The sequence below is a fragment of the Variovorax sp. PMC12 genome, from assembly GCF_003019815.1.
In the GTDB taxonomy this organism is placed as follows: domain Bacteria; phylum Pseudomonadota; class Gammaproteobacteria; order Burkholderiales; family Burkholderiaceae_C; genus Variovorax.
The window spans coordinates 465,236-491,778 of record NZ_CP027773.1 but is presented as its reverse complement, the minus strand read 5'-3'; the positions used below and the strand labels follow the sequence as shown (position 1 = coordinate 491,778).

Here is a 26,543-nt window from a genome sequence, read left to right as displayed (position 1 = left end):
CGGCCTCGCATGGCTGCCGGCTTCGAACCACCGCCCGCCCCGTTCGGAGCGCTCCAACAAGCACTAGCTTGTCCGGACTTGCCGCTCCATGAGCCTGAACACATCGACCTCCTGCATCAACCTGCCCGCCTGGTCCTGCAGAGCACTGGAAGCCGCGGCGGCCTGCTCCACCAGCGACGCATTCTGCTGGGTGGTCCCCTCGATCTGGGCGAGCGCGAGGTTCATGTGCTCGATGCCGGTAGTCTGCTCGTGGCTGGCGTTCGTGATCTCTCCGATGATGCTGGTCACGCGGAGCACGCCGCTCACGATCTCCTTCATGGCTGCCCCGGCATCCGCCGCGTGGCGCGTGCCGGCCCTGACCTGGCTGACCGAATCGTCGATGAGGCTCTTGACCTCCTTCGCGGCGGCCGAAGACCTCTGCGCGAGATTGCGCACCTCCGACGCCACCACGGCGAACCCGCGCCCTTTCTCTCCCGCTCGCGCGGCCTCCACGGCCGCATTGAGCGCCAGGATGTTCGTCTGGAAGGCGATGCCTTCAATGACCCCGACGATCTCGACGATCTTGCCGGAGGCCTCGTTGATCGAGCCCATGGTGTGGACCACCTGGTTCACGACGCTGCCCCCGCGGCGCGCCACGTCGGAGGCCGACACCGCGAGCTGATTCGCCTGCATGGCGCTCGTCGCGTTCTGCCGCACCGTCGATGTCAGCTGGACCATCGAGGCGGCCGTCTCCTGCAGAGAGCTTGCCTGCTGCTCGGTGCGGGCCGACAGATCCTGATTGCCGGTTGCAATCTGGGAAGACGCCGACAGCATGGCTTCCGTGCCCTGCCGCACACCGCTCACGATGCGCACCAGGCTGTGCTGCATGTCAGCGAGGGCATCGACCAGCGGCGTGAACTCATCGCGATGGGGATCGGCAATGGCCACCGTGAGATCGCCCCGGCTCACGCGGTTGGCAACGGCTTGCGCGGCGGCGATGCGCCGGCGCACCAGCCTGACGATGTGCAGGAAGAACAACGTCATGCCGGTGGCCACGGCAGCGACCAGGGCCGCGAGCTGCAGCCGGGTCTGATCCGCGTTGGTGCGTATTGCCGCCAGTTCGGTTTTCAGTTCGTCGCCCTGCCGCTTCTTCGCGCGGTCGAGCCACACCAGAAGCCGGTTGCGGGCAGGAATGGTTTCCCGCACGAGCTGGTTGAAAGCCGCATCGATGTCCGCGCGCTTGGCCAGCGCGACGTTCGTGTCGGCAATCGGCCAGAATTCGGCCGCCAGTTTTTCGAACTCCTTGAAGTCGTTCAGGTCCGCGGTGTCCGTGAGGCCCGCGCGATAGTCCGACGCACTTTTCTCGATGAGCTGGCGCCGCTGCCCGATGTCGGCCAGCGTGGCCTGAAGGTCCTCGGGCGACTTCACGAGCATCGCGTGCCTGATCTGCAGCGACGCGCGGATCACGTTGAGTTCTATGGCTGCAATGCGTTGGAGTTGCGGCACGCGCAGGTCTTCGGTGGCGGCAGCAAGATCGCTCACACGCGACAGGTCGCTCCACGAAAAACTCGCAAGACCGGTCAGGCTGGCGACCAGGATGGCAAGAACGCAATAGAGACGCTTGGCGATTCCAAGCTTCGCTGGAAATTTCATAGAACCCACAATCAGAATAAGAACAGCCCACGGCGCCGACTCCCGCCGGCCTATGGCTATCGGCGCCTTTAAGCCGCGCGACACCTGACATATGTCAGGTGCCATGGCGGGCTTCAACGCATGGGGCTGTCTATCTGATCGTGAGCGTGCCTGGGCTCTCCGTCAGAGCCGGCCCTGTCCGTCCCCCGTGCGGTCGTGCACCCAGCGCATCGCCTGCTGCTCCGCGTGGCGCAGCGCCTCGGCCTCGGTGGCGTAGGAAACGTTGTCGGTGTCCGGGGGCAGTTCGACGTCGGGCTGGTCCGCGACGCGGCTGCGGCAGACCACCACGGGCCTGTAGGTCTGGTTGTCCAGCCGCTCGGCGCGGCAAAGGAAAAACCGGCCGAGGTAGGTGAAGGTGACGAGGCGTTCCTCGACGGCGGGTGTTGGGGTGTTGGCATCCATGCTGGTTGCTCCTGTGTGTTCGTTGAAATTCCTGGCTGATATCGAGCCTGCGGTGCAGCACCGGCCCTGCGCGTGGGAACCGGCCCACGCCATGCGTCGGCTGGCAGCACCTGTGCGGGCAATGCGCAGCGTGCCAAGGTCGGTCTCATCACTTCACTTGCCTGCACACACATCCACATGGACCTTCTCGCACTCATCCAATGGCCCGCCTTCGCGGCTTCGCTGGCCGCCGCATGGCTGGTCGCGTCGCGCGACAAATCCCGCCGCAATGTCGGCTTCTGGATCTTCCTGCTGAGCAATGTGCTGTGGGTGGTGTGGGGCATTCACACCGATGCGTGGGCGCTGATCGCGTTGCAGGTGTGCCTGGCGGCACTCAACGTGCGCGGTCTCTTCAAGACGGAAGAAACGTGACCTCGGATGCGCCATCCGACCCGTGGAATTCGGCCTACAGACAGGCCGCTCGGGCAGGTCCATGGTGAATGCATGAACCACCCGATCGAACTCACCATCGTGGAGCCGCTGCCGGGCGCCTATGTCTGGCAACTGCTCGAAACCGACGACAAGGGCGAGAGCCCTCGCCTGCTGCGGCGCGCATTCGATGCCGAAGACAACTACGAGACCGCCCTCTCAGCGGGCCAGCGCGCGCTGCGCAGCGAGATCCGCCAGCGCGCGAGCCCCGGGGCAGCACTGAGGCTCGAGGCCTCAGGCCGTTTCACTGCAGCTTGACTTACTTCGGCGTACCGCCGGGCACCGGCACCGGCTTGCCGGGGCGGCGAGCGTCGCGCGTCTCCGCACGGCGTTCACCAGCCCTGGCCGCGCGGTCCGTGCCAATGGCACCGCCTTCCGGGGTCTTGGCTTCGTCACCCGCAGCGGGTGCGACGCCCTTCTGCGGCCGGCGGTCCTTGCGTGCTTCGCCGGCCATTTCCGACTTGCCCGTGGCGTAACCGGGCGAGTTGGGTGGCACGGCCGCGCCGGGCGGGTTCGACTGTGCATGCGCCACGGTCGCAATCAAGCCTGCCACCAGCACGGAAAACACGGACACAGATTTCGTCATTGGAGATCTCCTGGATAAAAACCCCGGAAGGGGCGGTCAGCGAAGGAGATTCGGGGTTGCCGATCGCCGCTCATGTAGGAATGCGGCTCGCATGTTTAGGAGTGCGCACCTTGTAAGCGGCCCACGGGATGCTTCCGAACGCCTGGGCCAGCGGCAGCGATGCATCCTGGCCCGCGTGCAGCGTTTCGCCGGTCAGCAGGTTCTGAAGCTGCGCGCCTGCCAGCTCTGCCGGCAGTTGCACCGCCGTGTCGCTCCAGATGCCGGCCTCAGGCAACGAAGGCATGCCGCCGTTGCCGGATGCCAAACCGACGAACAGCCGCCCCGACACAACCACCAGCATCTCGTCTCCATGGCGCCGCGCAAAGGCCACGACATGGCGCGACAACGCGCCTTCCACAGCCAGCCCTTCGTACCCGCCATCGCGAAACAGCTCCGCATGCTCGCGCCGCAGCGACAGCAGACGCCAGATGAACCACAGCTTGGCGCGCCCGTCGTGCGGCGACGCAGCCAGCGCACGCACCCGCGCGGCGAGGCCCGGCGCATCGGCGGCCATGGCCTGCAGTTCATGGAGCCGCTGCTGCCGCCCCGCGTAGTCCACGGGCCGGCGGTTGTCCGGATCCACGAGGCTCAGCTCGATCAGCTCGCTGCCTTGGTAGAGGTCGGGCACGCCCGGCGATGCGTACTTCAGCAGCGTAAGCGTCAGCCCGTTCCATGCGCCGAACCAGGCAAGCCGTTTCGCGAAGAGCTGGATGTCGGCCAGGCAGCCGCCCTCTTCCATGTTGCCGATCACGCCCCGCACGAAGCCTTCGAGCGCGGCCTCGTAGGCCGCGTCGGGCTGGGTCCAGCGCGTGCGCAGCTTGGCTTCGCGCGCGGCCTTCTGCATGTACTGGCAGAGCCGGTCGGCGAAGGCCGGCGCTTCGGCGGCGTCGAGGCCGCCTGCCGGCAGCGTGCCCAGCAGCGTCTGGTAGAAAAGGTATTCGTCGGCGCGCGACGGTGCGTCGTCTGTCTCCAGCTTGCGCCGCGTGTCGCGGCACATGCCGTGCCAGCGGGTCAGCGCCAGCACCCAGTCGTTGGGCATTTCGGAGAGCACGTCGATGCGGTTGCGCACGTCTTCGGAGCGCTTGTTGTCGTGCGTCGACGTGGCGAGCATGGTGTGCGGCCAGCGCAGCGCGCGGTCGGCGCTGAGCGCATGGAACTCGTCCACCTCGAAGCCGAAGTGGTCGGGCTCGCCGCCCACCTCGTTGAGCGAACTCAACGGGAAGAAGCGATAGAACGCCGTGTCTTCCACGCCCTTGGCCGTGACTGGCGCGCTGAACTGCTGGAAGCGCACCGCAAAGCGACGCACCCGCTCGGCCAGCTCGCGCGGCGCACCCGCCACGGCTTCGCCGCGCAGCGCGCCGCGCACGAAGGCGAAGACCGAGCGGTCGGCATCGCCGCTCTGCCGTTCGGCCGCCTGCGTGGCTTCGTCGATGAAGCGTTCGTCCTGCGCCGAGGGCTTCTCGACGATGTAGGTGCGGTACACCGGCATGTTGGCCGCCACGTCGGCCAGCGCGCGGCGCAGCGCATTGAGCGTGTAGTCGCGCGTGGCACGGTCGGCCCGAGCGATGCGCAGCAGCTCGCTTGAAAGCACGTTGAGTTCCGACGACAGCGCATTGCGCATCACCTCGCGCCGGCCGGCCTGCGAGAGCGCATGAAAGCCCTGGGTCTCGCCGGTGAAGCGGCGCCACGCATGGCCGATGGTCTCGGCGGCCGAGGTATCGACCAGCACGCCGTTGGCCACGTTCGCGAAGCGGTAGCCGGTGGTGCCGTGCACGTGCCAGCTCTCGGGCACTTCTTCGTTGTCCGCCGCGATCTTCTCGGCCACCACGTAGAGCGGCCGGGCCGGCCTGCCTTGCGCATCGTGCGCGGGCAATGCAAGCCCCGCGCGCCGCGCGTAGCCCTGCTGCAGCTTCTCGAAGTAGCGCGCGGGGTCGTAGAGGCCGTCGGGGTGGTCGATGCGCAAGCCGTCCACCGTGCCCGCCGCCGCGAGCTCGAGCGCGAAGGACTGCGTGGCCTCGAACACGTCGTCGCGCTCCATGCGCACGGCCGCGAGGTCGTTGATGTCGAAGAAGCGGCGGTAGTTGATCTCGTCCGAGGCCACGCGCCAGTAGGCCAGCCGGTAGGCCTGGGCCTCGATCAGCGCATGCATGGCGTCACGCGCTTCGGGCGTGGCCAGGTTCAGCTCGGCCACGGCCGTCGCCACCGCCTTCGCGACCGAAGGATGGCGCTGCGCCAGGCGTGCGAGGCGGGCCTTCAGCAGTTCCTTGTCGCGCGCGCGCTCGGTGCGCAACTGCGGCTGCGCAGCCTGCCGCCCCGGAAGGTGGCCGAAAGCGGTGGCGATGCTCGCGAGCGCCGCCGCGTCGTCGGCGGATTCGTCGAGCTGCGCGAGGGCTCGCGCCAGCACCGTGGGATAGCTCTCGGGCGCGAGCGGAAAGCGATGGCCGAAATAGCCGATCGCGAAGGCGCCCTCTTCCGCCTCGAAGCGCAGCGCCAGTTCGCCGCTGCCGAGCACCTCGCCGTAGTGCCCGCCGAGCACCGGCAGCAGCACCTTGCCCGTGAGCTCGACGTTCAGCGGCTGCCAGTCGATGTCGAAGTGCTGCGCGTAGAGCGAGGCCGGGCCGTTCTCCAGCACGTCCATCCACCATGCGTTGTCGGCGCCGAACACGCCCATGTGGTTGGGCACCATGTCCAGCAGCTGGCCCATGCCGTGCGCCTTGAGCGCCGCGACGAAGCGCGCAAAGCCTTCTTCGCCGCCCAGCTCGGGGTTGATCTCGTCGTGCGCCACCACGTCGTAGCCGTGCATGCTGCCGGCGCGCGCGCGCTGGATCGGCGAGCAGTAGACGTGGCTCACGCCCAGTTGCGCGAGGTACGGCAGCACGCGCACCGCGTCGTCGAAGCCGAAGTCCTTGTGGAACTGCAGCCGGTAGGTGGCGCGCGGCACGCGGGCGCGCAGGTCTTGCGGCGCGTGCTGCGGCGCATCGGGTCGGATCGCGGGGCGCGCGGCGCGCAGTTGCGCGGCCAGCCCCTGCATGCGCTCGCCCGTGGCCAGCGCGTGCAGCGGCACCGGCAGCTTGCGCCGCCAGTTGGGCTGCTCGCTCACCGTGCCGGGCATGTTGGCCTGCTCGACCACGCCCGCCACGTCTTCGAGCTGCACCATCATCAATGCCGACGGCGTCCTCGCGAGCCAGGCATGCACCGCCTCCACCACACGCGCTGTGGGCAGTGCGAGGCCCGCGGCCTCGGCGATCTCCTCGCGCGACAGCAGGCCGGCCTGCTGCACGGCCAGCATCAGCTCGATGCGCTCCTGCGCGCGGTCGAGCAGTTGCTTGTCGAAGACGCGCTCGTCGGGGAACAGGCCCAGCGACAGCCGGGTGCGCAGGTCGTGGCCGGCCCACCAGCCGGCGAATGTCGCGAGGTCGTGCGTGCTCACGGCCACCAGCGCGGCCGGCGGATACGCGGCCGGCGGCTTGAAGCCGCTGCCCTGGTGCCGGTCGAGACGCTCGAAGTACAGCAGGCGGTAAGACAGCACGTCGGCCTTGCCCAGCGCCTCTCGCACCGCGTCTTCCACCGTGCCCAGGTCTTCGCCGATCACCATGCAGCGGTGGCGATGGCTCTCGATGGCGACGATGGCGAGCAGCTCGTCCAGCGGGTAGTACACATACGCGCCGTCATGCGCGCCGCGGCCCGGCGGTATCCAGAACAGGCGCATGAGCCCCATGACGTGATCGATGCGCAAGGCGCCCGCGCCGTGCATGCTCGCGCGCAGCGTCTGCATGAAGAAGCGGTGGCCGTCCGCGCGCAGCCGGTCGGGACGCAGCGGCGGCAGGCCCCAGTTCTGGCCGGCGGGGTTGAACTCGTCAGGCGGCGCGCCGATGCTGGCACCGGCCGCGAACACGGACTGCGCCGTCCAGGCATCGGAACCGGCACGGTCGACCGACACCGCCAGGTCCACGTAGAGACCCACGCCCATGCCCAGGGCGGCGCAGCGTTCGCCAGCCCGCGCCAGTTGCCGCGCAGCCTGCCATTGCAGGTACTGGTGGAACTGCAGGCGTTGCGCATGCTGCACGGCGAATGCGGTGACCTCGGCCGAATCGGGGTCTCGATATGCGGCGGGCCACACGGGCCAGCCCCACATCGCGGGATCTGCCGCCAGAAAGTGCGCATGCAGCGTCTCGAACAGCGCGTGCTGCCGCAAGCCCTCGCCGCGCTCCGCGACGAATGACAGGAACGCCAGGCCCTCTTCGTCCGGCGCGCCGTCTTCCGGCAGATGGCGCTCGCGGAAGTGCGCGAACAGCAGCTCCAGCACTTCGAACTTGGCGGATGCAACGCCCGCATGGTCCACCAGCGGTTCGGCGCGCAGTGCGGCCAGGCGCGCTTGGAACGCGGGCGAATCGACCAGCTTTCGCGCGGCCTCGCACTGCGCGAATTCATCCACCGCCTCGACGTCGATGTAGAGCGCGTTCAGCTGCTGGCGCGACGACGGGCTGTACGGGCTCGCATGCGCCGGATTGGCCGCGAACAGCGCATGCAGCGGGTTCACGCCGACGATGTCGGCGCCCTGCGCGGCCATGCGGGCCGCCAGATCCTGCAGGTCGCTGAAGTCGCCGATGCCCCAGTTGTGCTGCGAGCGCAGGCTGTACAGCTGCACCGCCGGCCCCCAGACGCGGCCGCCGTCCCGCACCGCGGGCGGCCGGTAGCAGCGGCCCGGCGACGCAAGCACCAGCGTCTCGCCGGCCAGCCCGTCGATGCGCAGCCGGTGGTAGCCCGCGTCGAGCGCGAGCGTCATCGGCAGCACGCGTTCGCTCAGCCAGATGCCGTCGCGCTCGCTGCGCGCCGTCTCGTGCAGCGTGGAGGCATCGGCCTCGCCGTGCCGCGTGCGGCCGGCTTCGTCGGTGAGCTGCCAGCGCAGCGAGCGCATGGCCAGCGGCAGGCGCAGGGGCACGCTCCATTCGGTGGCCGATGCATCGACCACCCGCACATGAGGCAGGGCTTCCGTCCAGCGCATGGCATGCGCGGCTTCGAGGGCGCGGTGGGCATCCTGCGCGGTGCCGATGCGCACGCCGAATTCCGCCAGCAGCGCGAGCATGCTCTGCGTCGTGGCCTGCCGGCGCGTGCCGAAGGCATCGTGGTAGGCGGTGGCAATGCCGTAGTGTTCGCACAGCGCCGCCAGCACGCCCGCCGTGTCGTGATGAAAAACCTCATCCACCGCGCATGTCCTCCAGCGTCGCGTGCACCGCGCCGCGTTCGAGCAGCAAGGCGCCGGGCTCGGCCTGCCGCGCGCCGCTGCTGTAGACCAGCGTGCCGGGCGGCGACACCGCCGATGCATCGGGCCCGTCGCCGAAGTGCGCGAGCAGGTGCAGGCGCGTTGCGGTGCGCCCTTCCTGCCCCTCGCGCGGCGGCCCCAAGTCCCAGTGCACCCGCAGCGTGCCGTTCTCGCAGAGGAACACGCCCGCGCCGGTCGAACCGGCCAGGTGCGGCACGATCAGCCGGTGGCGTAGTTCGAGCAACTGCTGCACCTCGCTGAACCGCGCGAAGTGGGCACGCGAGCCCCGCTCGCGCCAGTTCAGCTTGGACGCCAGGAAGGTCGACTCGGCATTCGGATCGGGAATGCGCGCACGCGCCGCCTCGTCCTTGAACGCCGCGAAGCCGCCGAACTCCGAGCGCCGCCCGTCCGACACCGCCTTCGCCAGTTCGGGCCCGAAATCGCAGAAGTACAGAAATGGCGTCGAGGCCGCGAACTCATCGCCCATGAACAGCATCGGCACATGCGGCGACAGCAGCAGGCAGGCCATGGCCGCGCGCGTGAGCACCGGGTCGCCGAGCGCGTGCAGGCGCTCGCCAAAGGCGCGGTTGCCGACCTGGTCGTGCGTCTGCAGGAAAGACACAAAGGCCTGCGACGGCAGCCGCGTGCTGGGCTCGCCGCGCCGCTCGCCGTTGCGGAATGCCGAGGGCTGCCCCTGGTACACGAAGCCTTCGGCCAGCGCGCACGCGAAGCTGCACACGGGGTCGTCCGCGTAGTCGGCGTAGTAGCCGTCGCGCTCGCCGGTCGCCAGCACATGCACCGCGTGGTGCAGGTCGTCGTTCCACTGCGCGGTGCCCGCCACCGGCACGCCGTGGCCGTCGCGCGCGAGCATCGAGGCCTGGTTGGTGTCGTTCTCCAGCACGATGTGGATGTGGCGCTCGCGGCCCGGGCCGGCCTGCAGCGCGTCGCGGATCTCCTGCACTATGTGCGGATGCGAGTCGTCGCGAATGGCGTGGATCGCGTCCATGCGCAGCCCATCGAAGCGATATTCCTCCACCCAGTACAGCGCGTTGTGAATGAAGAAGTCGCGCACCGTGCGCGCGCCCGGCCCGTCGAAGTTGATGGCCGAGCCCCAGGGCGTGCGATGCGCCGGATTGAAGAACTCCGGGCAGTACGCGTGCAGGTAGTTGCCTTCCGGCCCGAAGTGGTTGTAGACCACGTCGATCAGCACCATCAGCCCCAGCCCGTGCGCCGCGTCGACCAGCGCCTTCAGCTCGTCGGGCGTGCCGTAGGAGGCGTCGGGCGCGAACTGCAGAACGCCGTCGTAGCCCCAGTTGCGGCGCCCCGGAAAGTCGGCGAGCGGCATCAGTTCGATGGCGGTCACGCCCAGCTCGGCCAGGTCGCCGAGCCGCTCGCGCGCGGCGTTGAAGGTGCCTTCGGCGGTGAAGGCGCCGATGTGCAGTTCGTACACCACGGCCTCTTCCCACGGGCGGCCGCGCCAGGCGTCGTCGCGCCATTGATGGCGGCGCGGATCGATCACCACGCTGGGGCCGTGCACGTCCTCGGGATTGAAGCGCGAGGCCGGATCGGGCACGGCGGTGCCGTCGGGCAGGTGGAAGCGGTAGCCGTCGCCGTGGGCCGCCCCGGGCAGCGTGAGCGTGTGCCAGCCCTGTGCGTCACGGGCCATCGGGTGCGTGGTGTTCTCGCCACCGACCGGGCGGTGTTCCAGCCGCACGGCTCCGCCCGAGGGCGCCCACAGTGCGAAGGCCACGCCGCCGTCCTCGAGGACGGTGGCACCGAAGGGCATGCGGTGCGCGCGGTTCATGGCCGCACGTCCGGCCGGCTCAACACCACCAGCGAGCGGCATTGCAGCGGATAGGCCGGCTCCGACCATGCGGGCGCCAGCGCGGCGGCGTCCTCGGTGGTGGGCGGCGGCGTGGTGCTCGCGGTGTCGACCAGCAGGCGCCAGGCGCCGTGCGGAATGGCCGGCAGCGTGAAAGGAATTTCGTCGTGGTGGGCGTTCATCAGGATCAGGAAGTCGTCGTCGTGCTGGTGCTCGCCGCGCGGCCCGCGGTCGGCGATGCCGCCGCCGGGGATGTACATCGCGATGCAGCGTGCGTTGGTGTCGTTCCAGTCTTCCGTGCGCATCTCGGCGCCGTCGGGCTTGAGCCAATAGACGTCGGTCACGGTCTCGCCCTCGGCCGGCTTGCCGGCGAAGAAGGTGCGGCGGCGGAACGACGGATGCGCGCGGCGCAGCGCGACCATGCGTTCGACGAAGGTGACCAGCGCCAGCCGCTCGGGCGTGGGCGTCCAGTCGAGCCAGCCCAGCGCGTTGTCCTGGCAGTAGACGTTGTTGTTGCCCTGCTGCGTATGGCCGCGCTCGTCGCCCGCCAGCAGCATCGGCACGCCCTGCGACAGCAGCAGCGTGGCCAGCAGGTTGCGCTTCTGGCGCTCGCGCAGGCTCACCACCTCGGGGTCGTCGGTGGGGCCTTCGACGCCGCAGTTCCACGACACGTTGTGGCTGTTGCCGTCGCGGTTGTCCTCGCCGTTGGCCTCGTTGTGCTTGTCGTTGTAGGAAACCAGGTCGTGCAGCGTGAAGCCGTCGTGCGCCGTGACGAAGTTGATGCTCGCGCTGGGCTGCTTGCCCGACCAGCCGTACAGGTCTTCGGAGCCGGTGACGCGCTTGGCCACTTCGCCAATGAGCCCGCCGTCGCCCTTCCAGAAGCCACGCATGCCGTCGCGGTACTGGTCGTTCCACTCGGCCCAGCCCAGCGGAAAGTTGCCCACCTGGTAGCCGCCGTGGCCCAGGTCCCAGGGCTCGGCGATGAGCTTGACGCGGTTGAGCGTCGGGTCCTGCCGGATGGCGTCGAAGAAGCCACCGAGGTTTTCCACCTTGCCCGCCTCGCGCGCCAGTGCCGATGCCAGGTCGAAGCGGAAGCCGTCGACGTGCATTTCCTCGGCCCAGTAGCGCAGCGAATCCATCACCAGTTGCAGCGCATGCGGATGCTCGAGGTTGACGGTGTTGCCGCAGCCGGTGAAGTCGTCGTAGTAGCGCCGGTTGTCGGAGTTCACGATGTAGTAGGAGGCGTTGTCCACGCCGCGCATCGACAGCGTGGGGCCGAGCTGGTTGCCCTCGCAGGTGTGGTTGTAGACCACGTCCAGGATCACCTCGATGCCCGCGGAGTGCAGCGTCTTGACCATTGTCTTGAACTCCTTCACCTTGCCCGAGGCGCTGTAGCGCATCTCGGGGGCGAAGAAGGCCAGCGTGTTGTAGCCCCAGTAGTTCTGCAGCCCCTTCTCGGCCAGGTGCCGGTCGTTGAGGAAGCTGTGCACCGGCAGCAGCTCGACGGTGGTCACGCCCAGGCGCTTGAGGTAGTCGACCACCGGCGCGCTGGCCAGGCCGGCGTAGGTGCCGCGCAGCTCGGGCGGCACGTCGGGATGGTTCATGGTGAAGCCGCGCACGTGCATCTCGTAGATGACCATGTCCTGCCAGGGTACCGAGGGGCGGCGGTCGTCGCCCCAGGTGAAGGCGGTTTCGAGCACGCGGCCCTTGGGCATCAGCGGCGCGCTGTCGCGGCGGTCGAAGGAAAGGTCTTCGCGCTTGCTGCCGACCGTGTAGCCATAGAGTGCGTCGCCCCAGCGCAACTGGCCCACCAGGTCCTTGGCGTAGGGGTCGACCAGCAGCTTGTTGGGGTTGAAGCGGTGCCCCTCCTCGGGCTTGTAGGCGCCGTGCACCCGAAATCCGTAGGCCTGGCCGGGCCGGGCCTCGGGCAGGTAGCAGTGCCACACACCGTCGGTGCGCTCGCGCAGCACGATGCGCTGCAGCTCGTGGCGGCCGCGCTCGTCGAAAAGGCACAGCTCGACCTTGTCGGCATGCTGCGAGAAAAGCGCGAAGTTGACGCCTTCACCGTCCCAGGTGGCGCCGCGCGGGTAAGGGCGTCCGGGCCAGACGGCGGTGATGGTCGGGTTGGTTTTTCTTGTCATTCAGGCGTCGGGCGGTTGCTTGCGTTGGGAGAAATGCAGGTCAGCGGGGTGGGCGGTCGTCGAAACGCGATGCTGGCGGCGGCGGTGGCGTGGGCACGCCCGGCACTTCCCTGCCGGTGCCCGTCTTCGTCAGTTGCTGCTGCCGGGGCCACCAGCGCTCGATCTGCGCCTTCGCCCAGTCCTTGCCGGCCAGCCCGAATGCCAGGGCCAACGCAAAAACCACGCCCGCCAGGATCACCAGGAAGCTTTCGCGCACGATGTCGCCGCCCACCTTGATCTGGTCCAGCGCGATCAGGATCACGAAAGCCATCACCGCGTACTGCGCCACCTTGGCGAAAAGCGTGGCGTCCTGCATCTTCACGCCGCGGAAATAGCTGCCCACGGCGTCGCCCACGAACTTGGCGAAGTACGAGCCGAAGGCCAGCACCAGCAAGGCGACGAACACGTTGGGCACGAACCAGACGATGCGCCCCAGCAGGTCGGCGATGTAGCTCAGCCCCATGCCGTTGAAGGCGATGAGCAGCGACGCCAGTATCACCAGCCAGTAAGCCAGGATGCCGAACAGGCTGCTGGTGTCGCCTGCCAGGCCGCCCTGGCGCAGGAAGTTGTCGAGCCCCGCGCGCTCGGTCAGCACGTTGAAGTTGATGGCGCGCAAGGCCTTGGTCACGGCGAAGCGCGCCGCCTTGGCGATGAGCCAGCCCACGAACACCACCACCAGCGCCACCAGCAGGCGCGGAACGAACGCCCCCACCTGGTAGAGGATGGCGCGCAGTGGCTCCAGGTGAATGCCGAAGTTTTCCATGTGTATTTCCCCGAGTGAATGACGACGGCGGCCTCAGGCCCCGTTCGGCTGGATGAGCGCGAGCACGCCGTGCAGCGGCACCTGTACCCAGTCGGCGCGGTTGTTGAGTTCGTAGCGAAGTTCGTAGAGCGCCTTCTCCAGCTCGAACAGCGCGAGCAGTTCGGCGTCGATGGGCGCGCCGTCCGGCTGCGCGAGCGTGCCGGCGTAGCCCTCCATGAAGGCGTTGCGCGTGGCCTGTTCCCAGGCGACCGCGGGCGCGGCCAGCTTCTCGGCTTCTTCCGGGCTCTGCGCCACGCGCCGCAAGGCCGACCAGCGCGCATAGTTGAAGGAGCGCAGCATGCCCGCCACGTCGCGCAGCGGCGAGCTCTTGGCGCGGCGCTCCTCGAAGCTGCGCGCGGGCTCGCCCTCGAAGTCGATGATGACGAAGTCGTTGTCCTTCACCAGCACCTGGCCCAGGTGGTAGTCGCCGTGGTAGCGGCTCTTGAGCGCGGCGCCGCTGCCGCCCTCGCCCACGAAACGGCGCTCGGCGATGCTGGCCTGCAGCGTGTCGGCGGCGCGCAGCAGGCTCTCGGCGTCGGCCTGCGCGCCGGGAGGCAGCGCGCCGAGGCGTTCGCGCAGCAGCGCCAGCGTGGCCGTGGCATCGCCGGCGGCATGGGTGCGGTAGCCCGCCACGTCTTCGGCCGACAGCGGTTCGGGGTCGAAGGCCGCCGCGCCGGTGCGGGTGGCCAGCGCGCGGTGCAGCTCGGCGGTGCGGCGGCCCAGCGTGCCGATCAGCGCGAGGAAGCCGCCGTGCACCGCCAGCACGTCGGGCGCGTCGACGGCACCGTCGGTGGTGGCCACGTCGCGCAGGAAGCGTTCGAGATAGCCCAGGGTGTAGTCCCAGCCGTCGCCCTGGTTGGCGACGTAGCTCTGCACCAGGGCGAGCGTCATGGTGCGGCCGTCGGCGCCCATGTATTCGAGTGCGCCGAGCACCGGCACGCAGTGCGGGTAGTGCGCCACTTCGGTGAGGAAGCGGCCCATCTCGAGCTCGGGGTTGATGCCTTCGCGCACGTTGCGGTAGCCCTTGAGGAACAGCGTCTCGTTGAGCGTGACCACCGTGTTGCTGCTCACGCCGCTGGGCCGCCCGACCGGCAGCGCGTCCACATCGATGCCGAGCTGGGCGAACGCCGCCGTCGGCGTGAACACCAGCTTGCCGCCGGCCGTGGGCAGTTCGGCGCCCTTTCCGATGGCGCGGACCAGTTCGCGGCAGAAGGCCTCGTCATAGAAGGCGTCGCCCATCAGGCCGACCTGCGCCTGCTGGCGCACCTTGGCAAGCGCGGCCTGCGCCACGCCGGCCATGCGCTCTTCGTCGCGCTCCTCCCAGGCCAGGGCGAGGGGCATGAAATAGGTGGCGCCGCCGGGCGGGCCGTCGAGCGCGAGCAGCGGCAGCATCCAGCTCAGGCCGTTCACTTCCCACACCGCGTGGTCGACGATGCGCGCACGCTCGATGGCGGTGCCCTTCGAGGCGTACCAGCGCTGGATCTCGATGTGGCGCGGCAGCGTTTCCAGCTCGAACTGGTTGCGCATGCGCTCGGACATGCCGATGCGCCACGGCATCACGCGGTCGCGGAAGAAACTGGTCCAGCCGTCGAACAGCACCAGCGTGGGCCACTCCTGCAGCGCGACGCCCTGTTCGTGCCAGCTCGGCGCGTCGGCCTCCGCGGTGAGCTTGAACCAATAGAAGCCGTACGAAGACAGCGTGAGCAGGTAAGGCAGCTCTCCGATGGGCGGGAACGGGGAGCGGCCCAGCATCTCGATGGGAACGAAGCCGCGGAACTCCGACAGGTCCAGCTCCACCGGCTGGGCCGCGCGCGAGAGGTTGAACACGGCGAGGATCACGTCGCCTTCGTACTCGCTCAGGTAGGCCAGGATCTTGCGGTTGCCCGGCTTCAGGAAGCGCCGCTTGCCGCGTCCGAAGGCGTGGCTGGTCTTGCGCACGGCCAGCATGCGCTTGGTCCAGTTGAGCAGCGAGCTGGCGTCGCGCGCCTGCGTCTCGACGTTGAGCGCCTCGTAGCCGTACATCGGGTCCATGATGGGCTGCAGGTACAGGCGCTGCGGGTCGGCGCGCGAGAACCCGGCATTGCGGTCGGGGCTCCACTGCATGGGCGTGCGCACGCCGTTGCGGTCGCCCACGAACACGTTGTCGCCCATGCCGATCTCGTCGCCGTAGTAGATGATGGGCGAGCCCGGCATCGACAGCAGCATGCCGTTCATGAGCTTCACGCGGTCCAGGTCGTTCTCCATCAGCGGCGCCAGGCGCCGGCGGATGCCCAGGTTGATGCGCGCGCGCATGTCGGCGGCGTACATGTTGTACATGTAGTCACGCTCCTTGCTGGTCACCATCTCGAGCGTGAGCTCGTCGTGGTTGCGCAGGAAGATGGCCCACTGGCAGCCTTCGGGGATGTCGGGCGTCTGCGCCATGATTTCCACGATGGGGTGGCGGTCTTCCTGCGCGATGGCCATGTACATGCGCGGCATCAGCGGGAAGTGGTACGCCATGTGGCATTCGTCGCCGTCGCCGAAGTACTCGCGCACGTCCTCCGGCCACATGTTGGCCTCGGCCAGCAGGAAGCGGTTCTTGTACTGCGCGTCGATGGCCGCGCGCAGCCGCTTGATCACCGCGTGCGTCTCGGGCAGGTTCTCGTTGCTGGTACCGTCGCGCTCCACCAGGTAGGGAATGGCGTCGAGGCGGAAGCCGTCCACGCCCATGTCCAGCCAGAAGCGCATGGTCTTGAAGATGGCCTCCAGCACCGCCGGGTTGTCGAAGTTCAGGTCGGGCTGGTGGCTGAAGAAGCGGTGCCAGTAGTACTGCTTGGCCACCGGGTCCCAGGTCCAGTTGGAGGTCTCGGTGTCGGTGAAGATGATGCGCGTGCCCTGGTAGAGCTGGTCGGTGTCGCTCCACACGTAGAAGTCGCGCTCGGGCGAGCCCGGCGGCGCCAGCCGCGCGGCCTTGAACCACGGGTGCTCGCTCGAGGTGTGGTTGATGACCAGCTCGGTGATGACGCGCAGGCCGCGCTTGTGCGCCTCGGCCAGCATCTGGCGGAAGTCGGCGAGCGAGCCGTACTGCGGGTGGACGTCTTCGTATTCGGAGATGTCGTAGCCGTCGTCGCGCAGCGGCGAGGGATAGAACGGCATCAGCCAGATCGTGTTGACGCCCAGGTCCTTCACGTAGTCGAGCTTGGCGGTCACGCCCTGGAAGTCGCCCATGCCGTCGTTGTTCGAATCGAAGAAGGCCTTGACGTTGAGCTGGTAGATGACCGCGTCGCGGTACCACAGGGGGTCGTCGCTGTTGTCGATCTCTACGGTTTCCAGTGCGATGTGCGAAACGGGTGCATTCATGGGCGGGCGACCTCTCAGAGGAAATAATCGAAGTCGCGCTCGTCGCCATGACGCCGACGAACGACGAAGACGTGCGCGGGGCAGCTTTGCGGATCCAGGCGCACGTAGTGCCAGTCGCCCTGCCACTGGAAGCGCTGGCCGCTGAGCAGGTCGTGCATCTGGAACACGCGCGAGGGCGGGTTCACACCCACGCTGCCAGGTTCGAGCCCCAGCCAGCCCCACTGGGCGTTGTGCGGATCGAGATTGACCACGGTCACGATCACGTTGGCCCCGTCGGGCGAAGCCTTGGCATAGGCCAGGAGCTGCGGGTTGTCGATGTGCAGGAAGCGCAGCGTGCGGTCCTGGTGCAGCGCGGGGTTCTCGCGGCGGATGCGGTTCACCCGCGCGATGAAGGGCGCCAGGCTTTCGGGGTTGTCGTGGTTCCAGTGGCGCAGCTGGTATTTCTCGGAATCGAGGTATTCCTCGCTGCCCGGCTCGCGCGGCAGGTGCTCGCGCAGCTCGTAGGCGGGGCCGTAGATGCCGTAGCTGGCCGACAGCGTGGCGGCCAGCACCAGCCGCGCCATGTAGGTCGCGGCATCGCCGTGCTGCAGCTGCTCGTGCAGGATGTCGGGCGTGTTGGGCCACACGTTGGGGCGGAAGTAGTCGATGCCCGGCGCGGTGGACAGCTCGGTGAAGTACTCGACCAGTTCTTCCTTGGTGTTGCGCCAGGTGAAGTAGGTGTAGCTCTGCGAAAAGCCCAGCTTGGCCAGCCGGTGCATCACCTTGGGCCGGGTGAAGGCCTCGGCCAGGAAGATCACGTCGGGGTGCTCGCGCTTGACCTCGCCGATGGCCCACTCCCAGAACGGGAAGGCCTTGGTGTGCGGGTTGTCGACGCGAAAGATGCGCACGCCCTCGCCCACCCAGTGGTCGATCACGCTCTTGAGTTCGGCCCACAGGCCGCGCCAGTCTTCGCTCTCGAAGTTGAAGGGATAGATGTCCTGGTACTTCTTGGGCGGGTTCTCCGCGTACTGCACGGTGCCGTCGGGGCGCCAGCGGAACCATTCGGGGTGCGCCTTCACGTAGGGGTGGTCGGGCGCGCACTGAAAAGCGATGTCCAGCGCGATCTCCAGCCCGTGGTCGGCCGCGCGCGCCAGCAGGCGGCGGAAGTCCTGCGCGGTGCCGAGCGCGGGCAGGATGTCCTTGTGGCCGCCTTCCGCGGCGCCGATGGCCCAGGGGCTGCCCACATCCTCGGGGCCGCTCACCAGCTTGTTGTTGGGGCCCTTGCGCTGCACGCGGCCGATGGGGTGGATCGGCGGAAAGTACAGCACGTCGAAACCCATCTCGGCGATGGCCGGCAGGCGCGCTTCCACGTCCTTGAAAGTGCCGTGCACGCCGGGCTCGGTGCCGGCCGAGCGCGGGAACAGCTCATACCAGGTGCTGAAGCGGGCGCGCTCGCGGTCGGCCACCAGCGGCAGCTCGACCGGGTGACGCACCTGGTGGCGACGGTCGGGGTGGCGGCGCGCGAGTTCGGCCAGTTCCTCGTCGAGCGCCAATGCCTTGAGCGACACCGCATCGGTGCCCGGCGCGGCGGCCGAGGCCTGGAGCTCGGTGGCCCAGCGCTGCAGCGCGATGCGGTCTGCACCCTCGGCGCGCGCGGCGGCGGCAGCCACTTCGGCCGCACCGACTTCCGAAGCGATGCGCACGTCGTCGGGGTCGACGCGGCGCGTCATTTCGCTGCGCCACGACTCGAACGGGTCGACCCAGGCCACGGCGGTGTACACGTAGCGGCCTATCGCGGGCGGCGAGAAGCCGGCCTCCCACACGTCGTTGCCCAGCGGCTTCATCGGCACTTCGCGGAACTCGGCCTGGTCGTGCGCGCGCCAGCACAGCTGCACGCGAAGCACGTCGTGCCCGTCGGTGAAGCAGTGCGCGCGCACGCACACCCGCTCGCCGGCCACGCATTTCACGGCGAAGCGGCCGTTGTCGACGGCGGGCAGCACGGCATCGATCACGGCGCGCACGTCGCCGCCGGGGTTGTCGGTGCCGGTTGCAATGTCGGGAGCCACGCTGGCCGCGTGGCGGGTGGAGAAGATGTTCTTCATGGTGACGGGCGTTGTTCCAGGATCAGGGTCGACAGCGGCGGCAGCGTCAGGGACACCGACTGCATGCGCCCGTGCGAGCGCACCGGCGCGGCTTCCACGCCGCCGAAGTTGCCCCAGCCGGCGCCGCCGAACTCGGTCGCGTCGGTGTTGATCAGTTCGCGCCAGAAGCCGCTGCCCACGCCGCCGGGCACGCCCAGCAGGTAGTTGGTGCGCGGCACGGGCGTCATGTTGCTGACCACCAGCAGCGGCGGGCTGCCGTCGCGCGCCTTGCGCAGAAAGGCGAAAACGCTGCGCTCGGCGTCGTCGGCCGCGATCCATTCGAAGCCGGCGGCCGAGAAGTCGAGCTGGTGCAGCGCGGGCGACTCTCGGTAAACCCGGTTGAGCTGCGCCACCAGCCGCTGCAGGCCGCCATGGCCCTGCTGCTGGGTGACCCACCATTCGAGCTCGCCGTCGTGCGTCCATTCGCGGCGCTGGCCGAACTCGTCGCCCATGAAGAGCAGCTTCTTGCCCGGGTGCGCCCACATGAAGCCGAACAGCGCCCTCAGGTTGGCGAACTGCTGCCAGCTGTCGCCGGGCATCTTGTTGATGAGCGAGCCCTTGCCGTGCACCACCTCGTCATGCGAGTAAGGCAGCACGAAGTTCTCGTTGAAGGCATACACCAGCGAGAAGGTCAGCTTGTGGTGGTGGTACTTGCGATTGACCGGGTCTTCCTTCATGTAGGCCAGCGTGTCGTGCATCCAGCCCATGTTCCATTTCTCGCCGAAGCCCAGGCCGTCCATGTCGGTGGGGCGCGAAACGCGCGGCCAGGCGGTGGACTCCTCCGCCACGGTGAGCGTGTCCGGAAACTCGCGGTAGACGGCGCGGTTCAGCGTCTGCAGGAAATCGATGGCCTCCAGGTTCTCGCGGCCGCCGTGGCGGTTGGGGATCCACTCGCCGTGCTTGCGGGCGTAGTCGAGGTACAGCATGGATGCCACGGCGTCCACGCGCAGTCCGTCCAGGTGGTACAGGTCGAGCCAGAACAGGCCCGACGACACCAGGAAGCTGCGCACCTCGGGACGGCCGTAGTTGAAGATGCTGGAGTTCCACTCCGGGTGGAAGCCCTGGCGCGGGTCGGCATGTTCGAAGAGGTGCGTGCCGTCGAAGAAAGAGAGGCCGTGCTCGTCGGTCGGGAAGTGCGAAGGCACCCAGTCCAGCAGCACGCCGATGCCCTGCTGGTGCAGGTGGTCGACGAGGTACATGAAGTCCTGCGGCGAACCGTAGCGCGCGGTGGGCGCGAAGTAGCCGGTGGTCTGGTAGCCCCAGGAGCCGTAGAACGGATGCTCGGTCACGGGCATCAGCTCGACGTGCGTGAAACCCATCTTCCTGACGTATGCGGCCAGTTCGCGCGCGATCTCGCGGTAGCCGAGGAACTGTCCGTCATGCCGGCGCCAGGAGCCCAGGTGCACCTCGTACACCGACATCGGCGCCTCGAGCGAGTTGTGCATGCCGCGCGTGGCCATCCATTCGTCATCGCCCCATTCGTAGGCGAGTTCGCAGATGCGCGAGCCGGTGGCCGGCGGATGCTCCGCGCTGAAGGCCACGGGGTCGGCCTTGTCGACGGTGTAGCCGCCCTGGCGCGAACGGATGCGGTACTTGTAGGCCTGCCCGGGCACCGCGTTGGGCACGTGGCCGATCCAGATGCCGGTCTGGTCGGGGCTGGGCGCCAGCGGGTCGGCATCGCCCGACCAGTAGTTCCAGTCGCCCACCACCGAGACCGACTCGGCATTGGGCGCCCACACGGCGAAGCGCGCGCCGCCTTCCGGCTGCACGTGGCATCCCAGCAAGTCGTAGAGCCGCGCGTGCGTTCCTTCGTGGAAAAGATAGGCGTCTCGCTCGCCTGGGAGTGAATGGTTCAAAGGCACCGGCATTCCTTGATTGAAGGCCAGCGAGGCAGTGGTTCATGGCCGTCGGGGCGACGGCCACGCGGGGAACGACTGCGGTTCTCGCTTGGCTTGAACGCCAATTTGCTGGGATGCCGGTGGCCGTGGTTACGGCCTGAGCCGCCTCGCCTTGTCGGAGAGTTGCCCGTGTCCCTTCGCGCGCCGCGCCAGCTCAGGCGTGCAGCGCGAAGTCTTCGGTGGTCAGCGTGATCGGCCGGCGCGGCGCGTTGCGGTAGCGCGCGATGGCAGCAGGCTCGATGGCGTGGAAGTGCTTGCGGCAGGCTTCCAGCAAACGCTCGCCGATTTCGCGCGCGCCGAACTTGTCGTGCAGCGTTTCCTCGGAGATCTGCGCGAGCACGCGTGGGCCGCCGGGGCCCTCGGGATAGAAGGCGAAGCGCACGCTCGCCATGTCGAAGCAGTAGATGCCTTCGAAGTTCATCTGTCTTGTCTCCTTGAATTCGGCGCAGATTGAGCGCGCGGCGCAGCCCGAAGAAGAGCGGAATTCCGCGCATGCGCATGCAGGAAACCTCCTACAGCAAGGGCGGCCTTCGCTTGCAGGCGGACGCGGCTTGGGCCGTGGCTTTCGGGCGTGGATGCGGCGAAGATCGGGCTGCGCTCCCGCACCTTCCCTGGAACATCCGCCTCGATGACTGCACAGAAGATTCCGAGCACCCTGCTCCTGCATCGCCGCGCCGCGGCCTTCACCCTGGCCGCCGGCGCGCTGCTGCTGGGCGCCTGCACCGGGCCCACCGAGGCCCAGCGGCAGGCCACCGCCAGCGCCCCGCCGCCCACGGATTGCACCGCCTGGGTCGGCACCGACCGCAACGCCATGATGGGCGGCTACCTGCTGGGGCAAGGCCCCAAGGGAACCGGCGCCAAGGAGTGCGTGCCGGTGCTCATGACGGCCAACCACCCGCCCCCCGACTATGCGGGCGGCGACTACTACGTCAGCGAATTCACCGACGAAAAGCTCAAGGCCCGCTGGCGCGCCTGCAAGGAAGACCCCGCGTGCTTCAAGCGCATCGACGCGCAGATGCAGCGCTGGCTGCCGCCCAACAAGGAACGCGCAACGCGCTCGACCGGCGTGGTCGACCCGTCGGGCAGGATCGATCCGGACGGCAACGTCGACCTGAAGCAGATCCGCCGGCCCGCCTTCTTTGCCAAGGCACCCTACCGAGAAGGCATCGCCGAGGCCGACGCCCGCACCTGGATCGTGGAGTTCACCGCGCCGCGCGACGCCTTCGAGCGCATCGACCTGAAGATGACCGGCGACATCAAGCTGCGCGGCTGGTACATCGAGGGCGCCGGCATCGACGACGGCAAGGGCAAGAAGGTGCGCGCGCTGGCCATCATGGCGCCGGGCGGCGGCGGCCAGCTCACGGCCATCCAGCATCCGGACGAAGCGGCCTACCGCATCGACGAGAAGACCGGCAAGGCCGTTCCGGTCAGCTTTCCCAACGCGACCACAGAAACCATGGGCCAGCGCTGGTGGCGCGAGAACCTGCATGCGCTGAACCAGGCCGGCTTCGACGTGCTGGCCTACGACCGGCGCGGCGAAGGCCTGTCGGGCGGCTTCAGCGACACCAACACGCTGGAACAGGGCGAGGACGTGTTCCGCGCGCTGGCGGCGCTGGAAGGCGGACGCGGCCTGCGGCTGCTCTCGCCCTCGGGCGAACTGTTCGAAGGCGAGACCGCGCGCGGCCGGCTGCTGGCGGGCATGAAGGCCAACGAGATCCCGCTGGTGCTCGGCGGCTATTCGCGCGGCTCGATGTCCACCGCCTGGGCCATGACCAAGAACTACGTGGCCGAATGCACCTTCGACATGCCGCAGCCCAGCTGCACGCCGCCCAAGGGGCTGAAGAACATCCACGGCGCCATCCTGCTGTCGTCGTTTGCCAGCGGCGCGGGCTACGTGGGCGACTCGCCCGACCTGGCCGACCGCAACCTGTTCCTGGGCGGCATGGCGGCGGACCATCACATCGTCTTCTATCCGAACTCGTCCACCCTGGCGGGCATGGACCGGTGGCCGGCCGCGTTCTTCGGCAAGGGCCTGTGGGACCGCGCGGAAACGCTCGAAGGAACAGTGGCCGCCTACAACCGCATTCGCGGCGTGAAGGAGATCGTGCTGGCTCGCGGGCCGCACTCCATCGAGACCTGGCCCGCGTCCGACCGCGACTACCTGCGCGAGCGCATGGTGCTGTTCGCGAAGACGGTGATCGTCGGCGGACGCACCATGCCGGGCGCGCGGCCGTGGAAGGACTTCAAGTCGCTGGTGGCCACCACGCCTGACTCGTGGGAGCCGTCGTCGCGGCCGAAGGGACCGGCGCAGGCCGCCAAGGCGCCCTGAGCGGGCTTCCCACAAAAAAGAACCCGGCAGGAGCCGGGTCCAAGCCTCGTTGCTGTCACGCAGCGAAGCCCTCGCAAAGGGAGGAATACGAGGGACGGCACAACCGTCGACCCCAAAGTTATAGAGGGCGCGCGCGGCGGATTCAAAGGGAATGCCGCCTCCTCGGGACAGACAAGACCTACGGCGCCTGCCGCATGCGCGCACAGCCATGTCGGCCTCGGACGACATGGCTGTGCGCCGTGCGTCCTCAAACGCGCAGCGCGTGGTCCCTTACGGTGCTGCCATGCGCAACAGCCCCAGCAATCGACCCCATCCTTCGAGCCCCGACGCCCTTCCCTCGCACACGCCGCACCGCTGGCAGTTCATCCGCACGGGCGGCGCCGACCAGGTGATCTTTCGCACCGGCGAGGACATCGCCCGCATCGCGGAGCTCGACCAGAAGCTCTGGGTGGCGCTCGCGTGCCCGACGCGCGGCATCGACTTCGACACCCGCACCCTCGACCTGATCGACACCGACCGCGACGGCCGCGTGCGCCCGCCCGAAGTGGTCGCGGCGTGCGAATGGGTCTGCGCGCGCCTGCGCAACCCCGACGTGCTGCTGCAAGGCAGCGACGTGCTGACGCTGGGCGACCTTGACGACCGCAACCCCGCCGGCGCGCGGCTGCTGGAGGAAGCGCGCCGCCTGCTGCAGATCAAGGGCAGGCCCGATGCCGACACGCTCACCCTCGCCGACATCGCCGACCGGGGCGAGCTGCTGGCCGCCATGCGCTTCAACGGCGACGGCGTGGTCACGCCCGACACGGCGCAGGACGAATCCGTGCGCGCCACCATCGCCGAAGTCATCCGGCTGCACGGCAGCGTGCCCGACCGCCACAAGCAGACGCCCGGCGTGGACCGCGCCCGCGTGGAAGCCTTCTTCGCCGAAGTGCAGACAGCGCGCGACTGGCATGCCCAGGCCGACGCCGGCAATGCCGAGTTGATGCCGCTGGGCGAGCCCACGCTGGCGGCGGCCGACGCGGCGCTCAAGGTGCAGGCCAAGCTCGACGATTTCTTCGCGCGCTGCCGCGTGGCCGCTTTCGACGCCCAGGCCGTGACCGCGCTCAACCCTTCCGCCAAGGCCTACGACGCGCTCGCCGCGAACAGCCTCGACCTGCATGCGGAGCCCATCGCCGAACTGCCGCTGGCCCCGGTCACGCCGCGCTGCGTGCTGCCGCTGGGCGGCACCTCGCTCAATCCCGCGTGGGCCGATGCCGTGGCCGCCTTTGCCGAACGCAGCGTGGCGCCGCTGCTCGGCGCGCGCGAAGAACTCGCGGAGGCCGACTGGCTCGCGATTCGCCGCAAGCTCGCGCCGCTGCAGGCCCTGATGGCCAGGCGGCCCGACAACTGGGCCGCCGCGCTCCCGCTCGACAAGCTCGACGCGCTGCTCCGGACGCGCGATGCGCTGCTCGGGCTGATCCGCGACGACGAAGCCGCCGAGGAACACAACGCACTGCTGGTCGACCTGGAAAAACTGATCCGGCTGCAGCGCGACCTGATGGTGCTGCTCGACAACTTCGTGTCGTTCAAGGCCTTCTACCGGCGCGAGGGCGCGATCTTCCAGGCGGGCACGCTGTACCTCGACGGTCGCAGCTGCGAGCTGACGGTGCAGGTGCAGGACACGGCCAGGCACGCGGTGCTCGCGGGCCTGGCCAAGACCTGCCTGGCCTACTGCGACTGCACGCGCCAGGGCGCGAAGATGAGCATTGCCGCCGCCTTCACGGCCGGCGACGTCGACTTCCTTTTCGTGGGTCGCAACGGCGTGTTCTACGACCGCCAGGGCCGCGACTGGGACGCCACCATCACCAAGCTGATCGAGAACCCGACGAGCGTGGCACAGGCCTTCTTCGCGCCGTACAAGAAGTTCGTGCGCGTGATCGAGGAACAGGTGGCCAAGCGCGCCGCCGCGCAGGACGCCGCCGGCCAGGGCAGCCTGACCAGCTTCGCGACAAAGCTCACCACCGCCGACCAGGCCGCGAACGCAGCCAAGGCAGCGGCCACGGCGCCCCGCCCCACAGGCCGCGTCGACGTGGGCACGGTGGCCGCCATCGGCGTGGCGCTGGGGAGCATCAGCGCGGTGCTGGTGGCCATCTTCGGCAAATTCATCGACCTCGGGCAATGGATACCGGTGGCCCTGCTGGGCATCGTGCTCGCCATCTCGGGGCCGAGCATGCTGATCGCGTGGCTCAAGCTGCGCCAGCGCAGCCTGGGGCCGATCCTGGACGCGAGCGGCTGGGCCATCAACGGGCGCATGAAGGTGAATGTGCGGCTGGGCGGCATGCTCTCGCAGACCGCGCGGGTGCCGCCGGGCGCACGGCGCATCGTGCGCGACCCGTACCGCGACCGCCACGGCGCGACGGGCGTGGCCGCGCTGGCGGTGCTGGTGCTCGCGGTGACGCTGCTGGCCTGGCGCATGAACTGGCTGGACGACCGCCTGCCGGCCGCGCTGCAGCATTCGCCGACCGCGCAGGCCGCGGTGCCCCCAGGGGCCGCCTGAGCCTGCCCGAGCCCCGGCCCGGGCGCTTGAAAAGCTCTTTCGCGCCGCCATTTCTGCTGGATTCCCGGAGATGCCGGCGACTGAAAGAGGTGCTCACATGGGCGCGCGCGAAGACGAATTCCTGCTCGATTCCTACTCCAACACCGTCACCCGCGTGGCACATACCGCCAGCGCGGCGGTCGCGCACATCAAGGTGCGCAAGCAGCCGCAGCGCGGCAACGCGGGCGGCCAGGGCAGCGGCTCGGGCTTTCTCTTCACGCCGGACGGCTTCACCATCACCAACGCCCACGTGGTCGAAGGCGCGAGCGAACTGCGCGCGGCCTTCGCTGACGGCACCGAGAGCGTGGCGCGCCTGGTCGGCATCGACGCTTCCACCGACGTGGCGGTGCTGCGCATCGAGTCGCACCCCAGCGCCTTCCTGCCGCTGGGCAGCTCGGCGGCGCTGCAGCCCGGCCAGCTGGCGGTGGCGGTCGGCAACCCGCTGGGTTTCGACTTCACCGTGACCGCAGGCATCGTGAGCGCGCTGGGCCGCAGCCTGCCCTCGCGCGGCGGCCGGATGATCGAGGACGTGATCCAGACCGACGTGGCGCTGAACCCCGGCAATTCGGGCGGCCCGCTGCTCGACAGCGCCGCGCAGGTCATCGGCGTGAACACCGCGGTGATTCCGTCGGCCCAGGGCCTGAGCTTCGCGGTGGCCATCGACACCGCGCGCTGGGTGGCCGGCGAGCTGATGCGCCACGGCGCGGTGCGGCGCGGAAAGCTGGGCGTGCAGTGCGCCGCGATGGCCCTGCCCCGGCGCTGGGTGCGCGAGAACGAATGGCCCGTCGCCACCGGCGTGCGTGTGGTCGAGGTGGTGGCAGGCTCGGCGGCGGCACGCGACGGATTGCGCAGCGGCGACATCCTGATCGGCTGCGACGGCACGCCGCTGGCGCAGCTGTCGGACCTGCTGAAGCGGCTGGCCGGCGAAGGCTACGGGCGGCCGCTGCTGCTGAAGCTGCTGCGGCCCGTGGCGGGCACCCTGACGACGCTTTACCTGACGGTGACGCCCGGCGGTTGATGCCTGCCGGAAAATCGGCGAGACGGCGAAAGCC

The 26,543-nt window shown here is 68.9% G+C and carries 16 protein-coding genes; 5 read left to right on the top strand and 11 right to left on the bottom strand.

Features of this window, described 5'->3' with window-relative positions; all coding sequences use genetic code 11:
* Nucleotides 1–63: 63 nt before the first annotated feature.
* Entirely contained in the window at nt 64–1,737 is a 1,674-nt protein-coding gene (locus C4F17_RS33695; protein ID WP_275892585.1) for a methyl-accepting chemotaxis protein, read from the bottom strand.
* A gap of 57 nt (nt 1,738–1,794) precedes the next feature.
* Nucleotides 1,795–2,073, bottom strand: a complete 279-nt coding sequence (locus tag C4F17_RS02190) for a hypothetical protein (RefSeq protein WP_106934119.1) — start codon at nt 2,071–2,073, stop codon at nt 1,795–1,797.
* Between the two features lie 177 nt (nt 2,074–2,250).
* On the opposite strand from C4F17_RS02190, the gene C4F17_RS02185 reads away from it, so the two are divergent.
* Both C4F17_RS02185 and C4F17_RS02180 read left to right on the top strand, forming a co-directional pair.
* Nucleotides 2,251–2,484 (top strand): hypothetical protein, encoded by a 234-nt coding sequence (locus C4F17_RS02185; RefSeq protein WP_106934118.1) that lies wholly within the window; start codon nt 2,251–2,253, stop codon nt 2,482–2,484.
* Between the two features lie 72 nt (nt 2,485–2,556).
* Nucleotides 2,557–2,799 carry a hypothetical protein gene (locus tag C4F17_RS02180; protein WP_106934117.1) on the top strand — a complete coding sequence of 81 codons (243 nt, stop codon included), beginning with the start codon at nt 2,557–2,559 and terminating at the stop codon, nt 2,797–2,799.
* 1 nt (nt 2,800) lies between these two features.
* Here the strand turns inward: C4F17_RS02180 and C4F17_RS02175 are convergent, their stop codons facing one another.
* The 9 genes from C4F17_RS02175 to C4F17_RS02135 all read right to left on the bottom strand — a co-directional run bounded on the left by C4F17_RS02175 (nt 2,801) and on the right by C4F17_RS02135 (nt 21,011).
* Complete coding sequence (locus tag C4F17_RS02175) at nt 2,801–3,127, bottom strand: cell envelope biogenesis protein TolA (RefSeq protein WP_106934116.1); 327 nt, start codon at nt 3,125–3,127, stop codon at nt 2,801–2,803.
* A gap of 70 nt (nt 3,128–3,197) precedes the next feature.
* The gene (locus C4F17_RS02170) at nt 3,198–8,372 is read right to left on the bottom strand and encodes a malto-oligosyltrehalose synthase (RefSeq protein ID WP_234382496.1); all 5,175 of its coding nucleotides are present in this window, start codon (nt 8,370–8,372) and stop codon (nt 3,198–3,200) included.
* The gene (treZ, locus tag C4F17_RS02165) at nt 8,365–10,233 is read right to left on the bottom strand and encodes a malto-oligosyltrehalose trehalohydrolase (protein ID WP_106934114.1); all 1,869 of its coding nucleotides are present in this window, start codon (nt 10,231–10,233) and stop codon (nt 8,365–8,367) included. Before treZ ends, C4F17_RS02170 begins: the two co-directional genes overlap by 8 nt.
* Nucleotides 10,230–12,392: a glycogen debranching protein GlgX gene (gene glgX / locus C4F17_RS02160; RefSeq protein ID WP_106934113.1), complete on the bottom strand. Its 2,163-nt coding sequence runs from the start codon at nt 12,390–12,392 to the stop codon at nt 10,230–10,232. Before glgX ends, treZ begins: the two co-directional genes overlap by 4 nt.
* Before the next feature lie 40 nt (nt 12,393–12,432).
* Nucleotides 12,433–13,194 carry a mechanosensitive ion channel family protein gene (locus C4F17_RS02155; RefSeq protein ID WP_081269604.1) on the bottom strand — a complete coding sequence of 254 codons (762 nt, stop codon included), beginning with the start codon at nt 13,192–13,194 and terminating at the stop codon, nt 12,433–12,435.
* Between the two features lie 33 nt (nt 13,195–13,227).
* Nucleotides 13,228–16,572 (bottom strand): maltose alpha-D-glucosyltransferase, encoded by a 3,345-nt coding sequence (gene treS / locus C4F17_RS02150; RefSeq protein ID WP_106934112.1) that lies wholly within the window; start codon nt 16,570–16,572, stop codon nt 13,228–13,230.
* 14 nt (nt 16,573–16,586) lie between these two features.
* Nucleotides 16,587–18,653, bottom strand: a complete 2,067-nt coding sequence (locus C4F17_RS02145) for an alpha-1,4-glucan--maltose-1-phosphate maltosyltransferase (protein WP_106934111.1) — start codon at nt 18,651–18,653, stop codon at nt 16,587–16,589.
* Nucleotides 18,650–20,560 (bottom strand): 1,4-alpha-glucan branching protein GlgB, encoded by a 1,911-nt coding sequence (gene glgB / locus C4F17_RS02140; protein ID WP_106934110.1) that lies wholly within the window; start codon nt 20,558–20,560, stop codon nt 18,650–18,652. The genes C4F17_RS02145 and glgB overlap by 4 nt, the downstream gene beginning before the upstream one ends.
* Before the next feature lie 184 nt (nt 20,561–20,744).
* Nucleotides 20,745–21,011: a hypothetical protein gene (locus C4F17_RS02135; RefSeq protein ID WP_081269608.1), complete on the bottom strand. Its 267-nt coding sequence runs from the start codon at nt 21,009–21,011 to the stop codon at nt 20,745–20,747.
* Nucleotides 21,012–21,218: 207 nt separating this feature from the next.
* On the opposite strand from C4F17_RS02135, the gene C4F17_RS02130 reads away from it, so the two are divergent.
* The 3 genes from C4F17_RS02130 to C4F17_RS02120 all read left to right on the top strand — a co-directional run bounded on the left by C4F17_RS02130 (nt 21,219) and on the right by C4F17_RS02120 (nt 26,509).
* Nucleotides 21,219–22,919, top strand: a complete 1,701-nt coding sequence (locus C4F17_RS02130; protein ID WP_106934109.1) for an alpha/beta hydrolase — start codon at nt 21,219–21,221, stop codon at nt 22,917–22,919.
* A gap of 283 nt (nt 22,920–23,202) precedes the next feature.
* Entirely contained in the window at nt 23,203–25,452 is a 2,250-nt protein-coding gene (locus C4F17_RS02125) for a hypothetical protein (RefSeq protein ID WP_234382493.1), read from the top strand.
* Nucleotides 25,453–25,549: 97 nt separating this feature from the next.
* Nucleotides 25,550–26,509 (top strand): S1C family serine protease, encoded by a 960-nt coding sequence (locus C4F17_RS02120; RefSeq protein ID WP_106934108.1) that lies wholly within the window; start codon nt 25,550–25,552, stop codon nt 26,507–26,509.
* Nucleotides 26,510–26,543 lie beyond the last annotated feature (34 nt).